Origin of the sequence: Streptomyces sp. NPDC005722 (assembly GCF_040630935.1) — a bacterium.
Lineage (GTDB): Bacteria > Actinomycetota > Actinomycetes > Streptomycetales > Streptomycetaceae > Actinacidiphila.
The window spans coordinates 1-14,074 of record NZ_JBEXYN010000087.1; the positions used below are offsets into that span (position 1 = coordinate 1).

The following is a 14,074-nucleotide window of genomic DNA, read 5'->3' on the forward strand; positions in this document are numbered from 1 at the left end:
GCTGTACTGGTCCACGCCCGGTCCGGACGGGCGGTGGACACGGGCCGAGCACCTGTCCGGAGGCGCGTACGCCTGGGCCCGCGCCCGGGTGGCTCCGCGTCAGTCCACCGCGAGGGTGAAGACGTGGAGGTCCGTGTTCTGCGGGAGCTTCACGCTCGTGATGGTCCTGCCCTCCGGCGCCTCGAAGGGCGTGGTGGCGAAGACGTACGTGGCCACCGGGTCCTTGTCCGCCCCCGCGACGTTGCGGTAGGCGGTCTTGGCGACGACCTCGTTGCCGAAGCGGACGCTGCCGCCACCGCCTCCCACCGTCCAGTCGGTGAAGGACAGGTCGACGGCCTCGGTGCCGCCGTCGGCGTAGGTGACCGTCGCCGTCGTCTGCTGGTCGCCGTTGACGGCGCTGCCGACGAACGACAACCGTGAGGCCGGGGTGGCCAGTTGGATGGTCTGGCCGGTCGCGGAGGCGTTGTCGGGACGGCCGGCGGGCGAATCCGGCCAGGTGAAGGCGAGGCCGCCGGCGACCGTGCCCTGCGTGCCGCCGCTCAGGCCCGCCGCGGCGAGGGCCTGACGGGAGTAGCTCCAGCGGCCGCCGTCGTAGTCGGCCTCGTCGTGGTCACCGGAGTCGTCGGAGACGCCCGTGCTGTTGTACGCCGCGATGAGGGAACCGGGAGCGGCCACCGTCAGGGACACCGGCTGCTCGTACGAGGTGTCCCCGTAGCTCACCGCGATCCTGGCGTCGTAGAAGCCCTGCTTGACGTCCCCGGCGGTCGACAGGGTGATCTCCTGGGACCCGTCCGTGAACGTCCCCTCCGCGGGGGACGCCGTGACGCCGTCCGGCACCGCCACGCGGAAGCGCACCCGCGGCGCCTGGCCGCCGCGCAGCGACAGGGCCCGGATGCCGACCTTGCTGCCGCCGCCCGGGGCGATCGTCGCCGCGGTCGGGCCGACGCCCACCTGGTACGGCTGCTCGCCCTCCCGGAAGGAGGGCGGCGCGTCCTCGCCGTCCGCTCCCCAGCCGCGGTCCGCGGTGCGCGACAGCGTGTAGTCCAGCCTGCCGCCGTCCTCGACGAAGGAGGCGGGCAGCCACGGCCGGTCGCTGGTGCGGCCGTCGACCTTCAGCGACCGGACGTACGGCGCGTCGGCCGCCGCGCCGGTGGCACGGATGGAGATGTCGTTGCCGGCCGGGCGGTCGATCTCGATGCGCGGGAACAGCGGTGAGGCCAGCACCAGTTCGGCGCGCGAGGGCACCTGCGGGTACATGCCGAGCGCCGAGAAGACGTACCAGGACGACATCGCCCCGAGGTCGTCGTTGCCGGGGATGCCGCCGGGCTTCGTGGACCACAGCGCGCCCATCGCGGCCCGTACCGTCTCCTGCGTCCTGTAGGGCTCGCCGGCGTAGGCGTACAGGTACGGGACGTTGATCGACGGCTCGTTGTCCATCTCCGACTTGTCGCCGCCGCTGCCGGTGAACGCCCAGCTCCCGTCCGCCTTGTGGAAGAAGGCGTCCAGCCGCTCGCGGGCCTCGTCCCGCCCGCCCATAGCGGCGAACAGGCCGGCCGGGTCGTGCTGCACCATCCAGGTGTACTGGGCGGCCGTGCCCTCGACGAAGCCGTTGCCGGTGGCCGGCGTGAACCCGGTCACCCAACTGCCGTCGGCGTCGCGGTTGGCGATGTAGCCGCCGCCCGGGTCGGCGGCGAGGTTGAAGTTGTTCTGCCACCACTGGGAGCGCCGGGCGAAGTCGGCGGCGGTGCGCTTGTCCCCGGCGGCCGTGGCGAGCTGGGAGAGGGCGAAGTCGGCGCCCGACATCTCCAGCGTCTCGGCCGCGCCGCCCCAGGCGTTGGAGACGGACGGCATGTAGTGCAGCTTCAGGTACTTGTCCAGGGAGGGGCGCTGGCCCACGGAGAGGATGGGCTTGCCCGCGGGCGACAGGTCCGCCTCCGTCGGCACGGTCGCGGCCTTCACCAGGGAGTCCAGGGCGCCGCGCAGGTCGAAGTCCGTGCCGCCGAAGGCCCGGATCCCGGCGAGGGCGGCGGGCGACGGGTCGCCGTTCATGACGTGGGTGCCGGCGGCGCCGTGCAGCCAGCGGTCCCAGACGCCGCCGTTCTGCCGGGCGAGCTCGTACAGCGACTGGGCGATGTCGGAGCCGGTGCGCGGGCTCAGCAGGGTGAGCAGCTGGACCTGGGAGCGGTAGACGTCCCAGCCGGAGAAGGTGCCGTACTGGGCCCGGTGACCGCGGGCCACCGTGTGGACCGCACCGTCGGCGCCCCGGTATCTGCGGTCGCTGTCGTTGATGACGCTGGGGTGCATCATCGCGTGGTACAGCGCGGTGTAGAAGGTGGTGCGCTCGGCGTCGGTGCCGCCGCCGACCTTGATCGCACCGAGGCGTTCGCGCCAGGCACGGCGGGCCGCGTCCCGCACCGAGTCGAAGGAGCGCCGCGGTGGGTTCTCCGCGGCGAGGTTGGCGGCGGCGCCGGCCTGGCTGACGTACGAGATGCCGACCTTGACGTTCACCGGTCCGCCGCCGGGCGCGAACTCCACCCAGCCGCCCGCGCCCTTGCCCGCGACGGGGTTCCCACCGGCCGCGAAGCCGCCGGTGCCGCCCGAGGCGCCGGTGGAACCGGGGTTCACCTTGTCGTCCTGCCAGGTGCCGGTCGCGGTGAAGGCGCGGTCGAAGCGGGCGGTGAAGTAGAGGGTGTAGTAGGCGCGCCGGCCCTCGGGGTCGAGGTAGCCGCAGAAGTTCCCCGAGGTGACCGAACCGGAGACGGTACGGGTCTCCGGGTCGATGGTCACGGTCGAGTCCGTGGATCCGACCTCGGAGTTGGCGGTGCGGATCAGGAGGGAGGCGGGCTTGTCCGCGGGATAGGTGAAGCGGCCGGAGCCCGTGCGGGTGGTTGCCGTCAGGTCCGCGGTGACGCCGGAGGACAGGCCCACCTTGTAGTGGCCGGGCTCGGCGGTCTCGTCGGAGTGCGCGAAGTCGGCCGCGTACACCGCGTCCTTGGTGTCCGCGGCGGGCGAGGTGGTGACCGCGCCGGCGTAGGGGAGGAACGGGATGTCCCCGCTGCCGCCCGCGCAGCCGGTGCCCGACATGTGGGTGAGGCTGAAGCCCCGGATGCGGGTGGCGTCGTAGTGGTAGCCGCCGGGCGCCGTGGTGCGGGTGGCGTCGCCGCGGGTGGTCTCGGGGCTCCAGGACAGCATGCCCTGCGGCATGACGGCGCCGGGGAAGACGTTGCCGCCGTTCGTGGTGCCGATCAGCGGGTCGACGTAGGCGGTGGGGTCCTGTACGAGATCGGGTGGCGGCGCGGCGGGCGCCGCGAGGGCGGGGGTGGCACCGCCGACCGCCAGGACGGCGGCGAGCAGCACGGACGTCGGACGCAAGCGCATGACGCGGCCCTTCTTCTCACGGACGGGTCGCGCACCACGGGTCACACAAGCCGCGGGGACAGTAGCGCGCCCCACCGGTGTCCCGGTAGACCGCCTCCGGTGCACGTCAACTCCCTTGACAACGTTGCCTCTCCGGCCGGTATAGTCATGCCCGGTTCAAGTTGACAACGTTGTCGCGCACCACGGTTCCGCCACAAGCCCCCCACGCACGCACCGGCACCGCGCTCCCCCGTCCCACGTTGCCGTCCTCATGGCCCGTCGGGCAACCCGGCGCTCGGGGCCGGCACGGCCCCCGGCCGGAGGCCGGTCACCTCAGGTGGAGAGCGGTCAGGCGCGGCAGTCTGCGCCCCATTGGGGCCCGGCCGGCGCCTTCTCCGCCTCCCGGCACACATGTCAGCCCCTGGGCGAAGCACCTTCCGACCGTGTGACGTCGATCGCGCGGTGCGGCCGATAGGGTGCGGTGATGCAGAAGATCAGTGTCCACAACGGCAACCGGGGCATGCTCTGCCTTTTTGTGGAGCCCTGGGGCACCGATCACTGGATGAAGCCCGGCGAGACGCTCGTGGTCGCGGCCGCAGGGGATCCGACGGTCTGGCCCTTCGAGGTCGTTGTCCATCCTGACGGTGTCAGTGTGAACGTGAACGACCACTACCTGCCCGAGGTGACCGACGAGGCCGGAGCGCCGGCCCCGTGCGGGCATCAGCGCCCCGAGAAGAGGTAACGGTGCGCCTCCGGCCGGGACGTCCCGGCGCGGATCGTCGAAATGGCGGCGCGGATCGGCCGGTTGTGTGCCGAGGTGACCGGCGCCTGAGTCGAGCGTGATGTTCAGGGGCGTCCTTTGCGATCGGGAAGCCGCCTTCCCTCCCCCAGTGCCGACACGGGTTCGGAGTTAGCGTGGAGCGGAGGAAGGAGACGAACATGGTCTCAATACCTGCCGGCGTGGGCTGGACATCCCTTCTCACCGCGTACGGGAGGGCGCAGGAAGCCCTGGAAATCCATCCCCGCTTCATCGACGCATGTGCTGCGGAATTCGTTGAGGCGGCCGTCGAGGCGCGAGTGGTCAACGATGAATCGCTGCCGCGTCTCGATCCCGCCCGAGATGGCGGCTCCTCCACGCTCTTGGAGACTTGGAGGTTCTACTTCACCCAGCGCACCCCGTTCTACGACCGCCATATACTGCGGGAAGTAGCGCAACGTCGTCGGCAGGTGGTGATTCTCGGTGCGGGGCTGGACAGCCGCGCCTTTCGTCTCGGGCTGCCGGCCGAGGCTACCGTCTTCGAGGTCGACCAGGCAGCAGTGCTTGAATTCAAACACGATGTGCTGAAGAAGAACAACAGGGTGCCCACGTGTCACAGGAAAACCTTGACAGCAGATGTCACGGCGGGGTTTTCCGAGCCGCTGCGAGCGGAGGGGTTCGACCCCACGATGCCCGTGATCTGGGTCCTCGAGGGGCTCCTCATGTATCTCACCGAGGATGCCGCGAATCGGCTGATGGCCGAGATGGCGAGGTCTTCTGCCTCCGGCAGCGTGATCCTGAGCGAGTACTTCGTCCGACCCTGGAAGAATCCAGACGTCCGGTACGACTCTCTGGACGCAGAGACACAGGAGGCTTGGGACCTTCTGATGAAGGCGTTCCTTTACGGACCCGTCCATCATCGTCCCGGCGAATGGCTCACGTCGCATGGCTGGATCCCGACGGAAGTCACGACCATCACTGCAGAGGCCGGAAAAGAGGGCCGCGCCATTCCCGATGACTGGGGTCGCCCCGGGGCGAATGACGTCTGGCTCTTCTCCGGCGTCAAGGGAGCGGAGTGAATCCCGGTCGGCCGGGATCGCCGCGTCGGCGAGGTCGGCGAGCAGCCGGGACCAGGTCGAGGTACCTGCGCTCATCGTCGGCGGGACAGCCAGCGTGGTTCCTGTCTCGGCCAGCGAAGCGATCGCCCGGGAAATGCCTGGTGCTTCCGCTCGCATCATCGGCGACAGAGGGAGTCATTTCGCCTCCTGGGAGAATCCGACGGCCTTCAATCGCGAAGTCCGCGCATTCCTGCGAGACCGATGAAGATGCGTCGCCCGCCCATGCCGGTGCGGGCGTGCTCGACGCTCGGCTGATCGTGAACGCCACTCCACCACCGTTCCACAGGCCCCTGCAGCCAGAGACTGCCGATCCCTGGGTAGTCCGTCTCTGCCTGTGAAGGCGACAGCAATGCACAGTTGGCGGCAAAGGCCGGAACCATGTTTCGGTACGGAGCTGATGAGGGGCGCGAGATGCTGTCTGGTCGTGCATGGCTGTTGGTGAAATTCGGCGATCCCATGGAGGGGGTACGGCTCCAGGAGACGACGTGGGACCAGCCGGCCCCTGGTCGCGTCCTGGTTCGCGTGCGGGCGGCGGGTGCGGGACACGGCGACGCATGGATGACTTCGGGTGCGTATCCGTTCTTCAGTGGTGAACCGCCCTTCGGGCTGGGCGCGGAGGCCGCCGGAGAGGTCGTCGCCGTCGCACCGGGTTCGCGTTTTGCGGTCGGCGACCAGGTCGCGGGCTACGCCGCGGTCCTGGAGGGCCCCGGCGGCTACGCCGATTACGCGTACCTGGACGAAGGAATGGCGTTCCGCATTCCGGCAGGCATGACCGACGAGGAAGCGGCCGGCTTCCCGATCGGCTTCCGCACCGCGTACGCGGGCCTTGTCGAGCGGACCCCGGTCGAGCGTGGGCAGACGCTGCTCGTCCTGGGCGCCGCAGGCGCCATTGGCGGCACGGCACTGCAGCTGGGCAAGGCACTGGGTGCGACGGTCATCGGTGTCGCCGGCGGCCGGGAGAAGACGGACTTCGCCCTCCGCCACGGCGCCGACCACGTCGTGGACCACCGCACGGAAGACCTGACCGCGCGGATCGCCGGGATCACCGGCGGCCGCGGCGTCGACCTGATCTACGACCCGGTAGGCGGTGACATGGGAGCCACGGCGGTCAAGAGCCTCGCGCGAGGCGGCCGTATCGCCATCGTCGGTCAGGCCAGCGGCACGACCACGCCGCTGGACTCCGGGGACATGATGATGCGCGGACACTCGGCGGTCGGCGTCCTGGGGTTCCCCCACGAAGACCCCGAACAAGAGGCTTCCGTGTGGGAGCACCTGCGGCGCCTCGCGGAACGCGGTGCGATCCGAACCCCCGTGGGCAAGGTCCACACCCTTGAGGACGTGCCTCGCATGATCGCCGGTCAGATCGCGCCGCCGGCAGGCAAGTCCGTCGTCAGGGTTGCCTCGGCGTGAGTCGGGACACCCGCACGAACTGCTGCCCCGACGGGTGGTGAACATCCGGCTGGGCGCGCCTGTAGTTCGGGACCGTCGTCGATCGGGAAGTCTTCCTGTTCGCAACGCTGTCCGAGGACCGCCGCCGTTTCCGGCAGGTCCACGAAACCGGATTCCACATCGGCTGAGTGATCCTTGCTGGGGCTGTCCGAGAAGGTGTCCATCAGCCGGGGGGCCACGGGGCAGGAGCAGGAGGAGGAACGCTCCTGGTCAGTGCCGCCGTGCCGGCTGTGCGCCGCATACCGGCCCCCGTCCACCTCACCGACGAGCGTGCCGCCCCGGGCCCTCTGCGGGCACCGGGACGGGACGTTCGCTCGACAAAGCCTGCGGCTACGGAGCAGCGCCGCGTGCGCACGCACACCCCGGATGTCCACCCCGGTGCGGACATCCGTTCGACGTCCGCCCCTGGATATCGTCGCCGCATGCCCGAACTCATCGCGCCCAGTGCCCGCCTGCACTCCGCCTGGCTCGAGGCGCACCACGAGTGGGGTCCCGGCCCGCACGAGGACGGCTTCGGGCTGGGGCCGTCCGACGAGGTCGGCACGCCGGACGGGTTCGCGGCCTGGGTCACGGTGCTGTCCGCGCAGGCGGAGCCGGAGGCGGTGGCCGCGGGGCACGGCTGTACGTACCGGTGGATCGTCGAGGGCGACCGCGTGCACGGCGGCATCGCCCTGCGGCTGGGGCCGGCGGACCACGTGCAGCGGTACGGGCACATCGGCTACGGCGTCCGGCCGTCCTCGCGCCGCCGCGGACTGGCCACCTGGGCCCTGGGGCGCATGGTGGGCGAGGCCCGCCGCCTCGGGCTGGACCGGGTCCTCGTCATCTGCGAGGCCGCCAACACCGCCTCCGCGCGGACGATCGAGCGCAACGGTGGCGTCCTCGAAGACGGAGGCGAGGGCGGCGGCGAGGGCGACGGTGCCGGGGAGGCCGGATCGGCCGCCGTACGGCGCTACCGGATCACGATCACCTGACGCCGCTCAGGGCTGCGGCGCCCACGTCGCCCTCGCCGTGGTCACCGGCCTCCCGGACCGGGCCCGACCGTGTGGATCACCCGCCGACCGGCGGTCCGGAGGTCGAAGGCGGGCGCCGCCATCGCGTCACCGGGCTCGCACGGTCCGAGGGCGGCACCCGCCTCCGCCGGCCGCGGACCGGCCACCCCGTGGCCGGCGCCGTCCACGCCACCGCTCCCGATCAGCGACTCGTTCGCCGCGGTCACGGTGGCGTCGTGGTGTCCAGATCGGTGGTGTCGCCCCGCACGAGGCGATCTCGGCCATGTCCCGGTCATGCACGAATCCCCCTCCCGGGTCCCCGCTGCCCTGTCCGGACCCGTCCGGGCACGGCGACCACGACGACAGCCGCGACGGTCCGGGGCATGAGGACGGGACGGCCCGGCGCCCCCGGAACCGTAGTCGGGCCCCCGGCCGGTAGCCCTGGGCGGTACGGGCAGCCCGTACCCTGAGGGGGCGATGAACCTCTTCAGCACGCCGTGGGGCGCACTCGAACTGACCCGATTCCCCGCGGAGCCGCGGGAGACGCTGCGGGCGTGGGACGCCTCGGACGAGTACCTCCTGCGGCACCTCGCCGAGACCGGGACGGACCTGACCGGCACGACCGTCGTCCTGGGCGACCGCTGGGGGGCGCTGACGACGGCGCTGGCCGCGCACCGTCCCACGCAGATCACGGACTCCCACCTCGGGCAGCAGGCCACGCTGGAGAACCTGCGGCGCAATGTGCCGGACGCCCGGGCGCGGTTGCTGACCACGCGCGACGAGCCGCCCGCCCGCATCGACGTGCTGCTGGTCCGGGTGCCGAAGAGCCTGGCGCTGCTGGAGGACCAACTGCACCGGCTGGCGCCCGCGCTGCACCCCGGCACCGTCGTGCTGGGCACGGGCATGGTCACCGAGATCCACACGTCCACGCTGCGGCTGTTCGAGCGGATCGTCGGGCCGACCAGGACCTCGCTCGCGGTGCGCAAGGCGCGGCTGATCCTCAGCACCCCCGATCCGGCGCCGGCCCGCGGGGCGAACCCGTGGCCGCTGCGGTACGCGCTGCCCGACGGCATCGGCCCGCTGTCCGGCCGTACCGTCACCAACCACGCGGGGGTGTTCTGCGCCGACCACCTGGACATCGGCACCCGCTTCCTGCTCGAGCACCTGCCGAAGCGCGAGGGCCGGGATCGCGTGGTCGACCTGGGCTGCGGCAACGGGGTGGTGGGGACGGCGGTGGCGCTGGCGAACCCCGGCAGCGAGGTGCTGTTCGTCGACGAGTCGCACCAGGCCGTCGCCTCCGCCGAGGAGACCTTCCGCGAGATCGCCGGGCCTGATGGCAGGGCCCGGTTCCTGGCCGGGGACGCCGCCGACGCCGTGGCGGCGCTGGGGCCGGACGGGGCCGACCTCGTCCTCAACAACCCGCCGTTCCACTCCCACCAGGCGGTCACGGCCGCGACGGCCCAGCGCATGTTCGTCACCGCCCGGTCCGCGCTGCGGCCCGGCGGTGAGCTGCTGGTCGTCGGCAACCGGCACCTCGGTTACCACGTGCGCCTGCGGCGGCTCTTCGGGAACTGCGAGGTCGTCGCGTCCAATCCGAAGTTCGTGGTCCTGCGGGCCGTGAGGCGCTGACCGGGCAGCGGGACCCTTGAGGCGGCCCGGACCGGGCAGACGCTCCTCATGGTGGACGAGACGTACGGCGGCGGAGGAGCGGAGGCGGGCGGGCACCGTGCGGTGCCGCACACCGCCGACGTGCGGATCGAGGCCTGGGGGCCGACCCGGGAGCAGTGCCTGGTCGAGGCGGTACTGGGGCTGGTCGAGTGCTTCGCGGACATCTCGGGGGTACGTCCGGCGTGCGTGCGGCGGATACCGGTGGCGGAGGCCCCCGACGACGATCTGCTGGCGGACCTCCTCGACGAGGTCATCTTCCGGCTCGAGGTGCACGGGGAGGTGCCCGTCGACGTCGAGGCCGAGTCGGACGACGGCGGGCTGGACGTGCGGATGGCGGTGGCCGACGTCCGGTCGGTCGAGGTCATCGGAGCCGTTCCGAAGGCGGTCTCGCTGGGCGAACTGCACCTGGCGCCGGGCCCGTACGGGTGGTCCTGCGCGGCGACGGTCGACGTCTGAGCGGGCGTCCGGGCCGGATCCGGCCCGCGGTCCCGCGCGGCGTGCCGTCCCGCGGGGCTACCCCTTGACCACGCCGAGGGGCACCAGCCGGACGACCCTGCGGCACAGTCCGGCGCCCTCGCTCGCCTCGACCACCGCCGAGACGTCCTTGTACGCCTCCGGTGTCTCCTCGGCGAGCCCGCGCCAGGACGAGGCGCGCACCGCGATCCCGCGGGCCTCCAGCCGGGCCCGCAGCTCCCGGCCGCTGACGCCGCGCGCGGCCTGGTGCCGGCTCTTCTCCCGGCCGGCGCCGTGGCAGGTCGAGTGGAAGGCGTCGCCGCCGGGAACGCCGGTGAGGACGTACGAGCAGGTGCCCATGGTGCCGGGGATGAGCACGGGCTGGCCGACGCCGCGCAGGTCGGCGGGCAGGTCCGGGTGGCCGGGCGGGAGCGCCAGGGTGGCGCCCTTGCGGTGGACGCACAGGGTGCGCGGCACCCCGTCCACCTCGTGCTCCTCGATCTTCGCCAGGTTGTGGGACACGTCGTAGACGAGCGTGAGACGGGCCCCCGCCTCGCGGCGGAAGACGCGGCGCGACAGCTCGCCCAGGAGCTGGCGGTTGGCCCGGGCGTAGTTGGCGGCGGCGGCCATCGCGCCGAGGTAGGCGCGGCCCTCGGGCGAGTCGGCCGGGGCGCAGGCGAGCTGCCGGTCGGGGACGTCGATGCCGTACCGCCGCATCGCCCGGTCCATCGCCCGCACGTGGTCGGAGCAGATCTGGTGCCCCAGCCCCCGGGAGCCGCAGTGGATCATCACGCAGACCTGGCCGGGCGCGAGGCCGAAGGCGGCGGCGACCGGCGCGTCGTAGACCTCGGCGACCTCCTGCACCTCGAGGAAGTGGTTGCCGGAACCGAGGCTGCCGACCTGTCCGAGGCCGCGTTCGCGGGCACGCGCGCCGACCCCGCCGGTGTCGGCGTCGGCCACGGTGCCGCCGTCCTCGCAGCGCCGCAGGTCGCCGTCCTCGCCGTGGCCCTCCTCCACGGCGTAGCGGGACCCGCCCGCCAGCACCCGTTCCAGCAGGCGGTCGCTGCCGAGGTGCCAGACGGCCCCGGTGACGGCGCCGCGCGGGGTGTCCTGGCCGAGCCCGTCCATGATCGCGGGCAGGGCGGGCCCGACCGCCTCGCGGTCGCAGTCGGCGGCCAGCAGCCGTACGCCGCAGGAGATGTCGAAGCCCACCCCGCCCGGGGAGACCACGCCACCGTCGGCGACGTCCGTCGCGGCGACCCCGCCGATCGGGAAGCCGTAGCCCCAGTGGACGTCCGGCATGGCGTACGAGGCCGTGACGATGCCGGGCAGCGTCGCGACGTTGACGACCTGTTCCAGCGCCTTCCCGGCGTGGCCCAGCAGGTCGCGGGAGGCGAACACGACACCGGGGACGCGCATCCCGGCGCGCCGGCCGATGCGGAACCGGTAGGGATCCTCTTCCACGACGTCCATCACGGCCTCCAGGGCCAGGTCGGCGGGCGAACACGCCCCCTGTGGGTCGCGTTGCCGGGGCGGGCGCCGGTAAACGGAACCCCGGCCGGATCCGGATGACGGACGTAGCATGAGAAAACGAGCAGGAACGCACTCACCTGCGACGGCCCGGCCAGGGCGGTCCCGGTGCGCCCGCGCCGGGGGCCACGACGCCAGTCCGGCGCTCCACCGAGGAGCAGCTCATGATCCATTCAGCCGACATCCGCGAGTGGCGCGACCGTGACGTCATCGACCCCAAGGGGCACAAGATCGGCGCCCTGGAGGCGGTCTACGTCGACACCGCCACCGACGAGCCCGCCATGGCGACGGTGCGCACCGGGCTGCCCACTCGGCACCGGCTGGTGTTCGTGCCCCTCGACGAGGCGGTCGTCGGGCCCGGTTACGTCCAGGTCGCCCAGTCCAGGGGGCTGGTGAGGAAGGCTCCGTCCATCGGGACGGACGACGTCCTGCCCGTCGAGCAGGAAGGGGAGATCTTCCAGTACTACGACATGGCCTACCACCCGGGCGCCGGAGGCGAACGGAAGCTCGCCCGGCGCTGACGACCCTCGCGCCAAGGAGGTGTTCCGGCCGTGGCGCTCTTCCTGTTCCTGCTCCTGGTGGCCGTGGTCCTGGGGCTGATCGGCGTGGTCGCCGAGGGTCTTCTCTACCTGCTGGTCATCGGCATCGTCGTGCTCGTGCTCGACCTCGTCCTCGTCGGCGTCAGGTGGCGGCGTTCGCGCCGCGGACCCCTGCGCTGACGCCGGGGACCCGGCCGAGACGGGCGAGTGCGTCGCGAACCGGTGGGTAGCAGGCACCAGGTACGAAGAGTCCTCCGTACGAAGAGGGAATCCGTCATGACGGACCAGAAAGCCGCCGCCCGCCCGATCGGGCCGGACACCGACCTGGAACAGGTCTTCGAACTCGCCCAGCAGCTCCGTGTGGACTCCGTGCGGGCCAGCACCGCGGCCGGCTCGGGCCACCCCACCTCCAGTCTGTCCGCCGCCGACCTGATGGCCGTGCTGATGGCGCGTCATCTGAAGTACGACTGGCGAAAGCCCGAGAACCCGGCCAACGACCACCTGATCTTCTCCAAGGGACACGCCTCTCCCCTGCTCTACGCGATGTTCCACGCCGCGGGCGCCGTCGACGAGCACGAGCTCATGACGACGTACCGCACCTTCGGGGCACGCCTCCAGGGCCACCCCACCCCCGTACTGCCGTGGGTGGACGTGGCGACGGGATCGCTGGGCCAGGGCATCGCCTACGGCGTGGGCATCGCCACGGCGGGCCGCGACCTGGAGCACGAGCCGTACCGGGTGTGGGTGTTGTGCGGCGACAGCGAGATGGCCGAGGGCTCGGTGTGGGAGGCCCTGGACAAGGCGGGTCAGCGGCGACTGCCCAACTTCGTCGCGATCGTCGACGTCAACCGGCTCGGGCAGCGCGGCCCCACCGAACTGCAGTGGGACACCGAGGCGTACGCCCGCCGCGTCGAGGCCTTCGGCTGCCGCGCGCTCGTCGTCGACGGGCACGACCTCCAGGCCGTCGACCGGGCGCTGGCCACCGCGGCGGACGCGCAGGCACCCACCGTCATCGTGGCCAGGACCGTCAAGGGGCAGGGTGTCCCGGAGGTCGCCGACCACGAGGGCTGGCACGGCAAGCCGCTGCCGCCGGACCTCGCCGAGCACGCCATCGAGGAACTCGGCGGCGTGCGCCACCTGACCGTCCGCGGGCCGCTGCCGCCCGAGGCCGCCCCGCGCCCGCCGATGACCGCGACGACCCCCGTGGAGCTGCCGCAGTTCCGGCTCGGCGAGGCCGTCGCCACCCGGGTCGCCTTCGGCAAGGCGCTCGTCGCGGTCGGCGCCCGCCCCGACGTCGTGGTCCTGGACGCCGAGGTCGGCAACTCCACGCACGCGGAGGACTTCGGCAAGGCCTACCCCGAGCGGTACTTCGAGACGTACATCGCCGAGCAGCAGATGATCGCCTCGGCCGTGGGCATGGCCGTGCGCGGCTACCGTCCGTACGCCGCGACGTTCGCCGCCTTCCTCACCCGGGCGCACGACTTCATCCGCATGGCGGCCATCTCGCAGATCTCGATGGCGCTTTCGGGCAGCCACTGCGGTGTGGAGATCGGCGCGGACGGGCCGTCGCAGATGGGTGTGGAGGACCTGTCGATGATGCGCGCGGTCCACGGATCCACGGTGCTGTACCCGAGCGACGCCACGTCCGCCGCCGCGCTGACGGCCGCCCAGGCCGACCTCGAGGGCATCTCCTACCTGCGCACCACGCGCGGGGCGTACCCCGTCCTGTACGGGCCCGACGAGTCCTTCCCGGTCGGCGGTTCCAAGACCCTGCGGCAGTCCGGGGACGACGAGGTCACCCTGATCGGGGCCGGGGTCACGCTGCACGAGTGCCTGGCCGCGGCCGACGCGCTGGCCGCCGAGGGCGTCACGGCCCGGGTGATCGACCTGTACTCGGTCAAGCCCGTGGACGCCGACGCCCTCGCCCGCGCCGCCCGCGACACCGGTGCCCTGGTCGTCGCCGAGGACCACCACCCGGAGGGCGGCCTGGGCGAGGCCGTGCTCTCCGCCCTCGCCGCACGGCACCAGGGGCCCGCCTTCGCGCACCTGGCCGTCCGTGACCTGCCCGGATCGGGCACGGCGGAGGAGCTCATGGACGCCGCCGGGATCTCCCGCACCCACATCGCCGAGGCCGCGAAGCGGCTGGTCTCCGGCTGAACCGGGGCACGTCCGGTACGCGCACCGGCGGCCGCCGTCACCTGTGTGTGGGGGGGC

General features: G+C 72.4%; 12 protein-coding genes. 9 read left to right on the top strand and 3 right to left on the bottom strand.

What is annotated here, in order from left to right; all coding sequences use genetic code 11:
• Positions 1–99 precede the first annotated feature (99 nt).
• On the bottom strand, positions 100–3,378 hold the full coding sequence (locus ABZ479_RS40920; RefSeq protein WP_500466332.1) for a GH92 family glycosyl hydrolase: 3,279 nt from the start codon (positions 3,376–3,378) through the stop codon (positions 100–102).
• 463 nt (positions 3,379–3,841) lie between these two features.
• Here ABZ479_RS40920 and ABZ479_RS40925 point away from each other — a divergent pair, with 463 nt between their 5' ends.
• The 4 genes from ABZ479_RS40925 to ABZ479_RS40940 all read left to right on the top strand — a co-directional run bounded on the left by ABZ479_RS40925 (position 3,842) and on the right by ABZ479_RS40940 (position 7,652).
• A complete protein-coding gene (locus tag ABZ479_RS40925) occupies positions 3,842–4,099 on the top strand; it encodes a hypothetical protein (RefSeq protein ID WP_500466333.1) in 258 nt (85 codons plus the stop codon).
• A gap of 173 nt (positions 4,100–4,272) precedes the next feature.
• The gene (locus ABZ479_RS40930) at positions 4,273–5,193 is read left to right on the top strand and encodes an SAM-dependent methyltransferase (RefSeq protein WP_500466334.1); all 921 of its coding nucleotides are present in this window, start codon (positions 4,273–4,275) and stop codon (positions 5,191–5,193) included.
• A gap of 450 nt (positions 5,194–5,643) precedes the next feature.
• The gene (locus tag ABZ479_RS40935) at positions 5,644–6,642 is read left to right on the top strand and encodes a quinone oxidoreductase family protein (protein ID WP_500466335.1); all 999 of its coding nucleotides are present in this window, start codon (positions 5,644–5,646) and stop codon (positions 6,640–6,642) included.
• Between the two features lie 461 nt (positions 6,643–7,103).
• The gene (locus tag ABZ479_RS40940) at positions 7,104–7,652 is read left to right on the top strand and encodes a GNAT family N-acetyltransferase (protein ID WP_500466336.1); all 549 of its coding nucleotides are present in this window, start codon (positions 7,104–7,106) and stop codon (positions 7,650–7,652) included.
• A 41-nt stretch (positions 7,653–7,693) separates the two neighbouring features.
• Here ABZ479_RS40940 and ABZ479_RS40945 read toward each other — a convergent pair whose 3' ends face one another.
• Entirely contained in the window at positions 7,694–7,966 is a 273-nt protein-coding gene (locus tag ABZ479_RS40945; protein ID WP_500466337.1) for a macro domain-containing protein, read from the bottom strand.
• 181 nt (positions 7,967–8,147) lie between these two features.
• Between ABZ479_RS40945 and ABZ479_RS40950 the strand changes: the two genes are divergently transcribed.
• Together ABZ479_RS40950 and ABZ479_RS40955 are read left to right on the top strand one after the other, a co-directional pair.
• Entirely contained in the window at positions 8,148–9,299 is a 1,152-nt protein-coding gene (locus ABZ479_RS40950) for a methyltransferase (protein WP_500466338.1), read from the top strand.
• A 48-nt stretch (positions 9,300–9,347) separates the two neighbouring features.
• Complete coding sequence (locus ABZ479_RS40955; RefSeq protein ID WP_499606746.1) at positions 9,348–9,794, top strand: archease; 447 nt, start codon at positions 9,348–9,350, stop codon at positions 9,792–9,794.
• A 57-nt stretch (positions 9,795–9,851) separates the two neighbouring features.
• Here ABZ479_RS40955 and ABZ479_RS40960 read toward each other — a convergent pair whose 3' ends face one another.
• Positions 9,852–11,264, bottom strand: coding sequence for an RtcB family protein (locus tag ABZ479_RS40960; RefSeq protein WP_500466339.1), 1,413 nt, complete (start codon positions 11,262–11,264; stop codon positions 9,852–9,854).
• 221 nt (positions 11,265–11,485) lie between these two features.
• On the opposite strand from ABZ479_RS40960, the gene ABZ479_RS40965 reads away from it, so the two are divergent.
• The 3 genes from ABZ479_RS40965 (at position 11,486) to ABZ479_RS40975 (ending at position 14,017) form a co-directional block, all read left to right on the top strand.
• A complete protein-coding gene (locus ABZ479_RS40965; protein WP_499606744.1) occupies positions 11,486–11,842 on the top strand; it encodes a PRC-barrel domain-containing protein in 357 nt (118 codons plus the stop codon).
• Between the two features lie 30 nt (positions 11,843–11,872).
• On the top strand, positions 11,873–12,040 hold the full coding sequence (locus ABZ479_RS40970) for a hypothetical protein (RefSeq protein ID WP_499606743.1): 168 nt from the start codon (positions 11,873–11,875) through the stop codon (positions 12,038–12,040).
• 96 nt (positions 12,041–12,136) lie between these two features.
• The gene (locus ABZ479_RS40975) at positions 12,137–14,017 is read left to right on the top strand and encodes a transketolase (RefSeq protein ID WP_500466340.1); all 1,881 of its coding nucleotides are present in this window, start codon (positions 12,137–12,139) and stop codon (positions 14,015–14,017) included.
• The last annotated feature ends 57 nt before the right edge of the window (positions 14,018–14,074 follow it).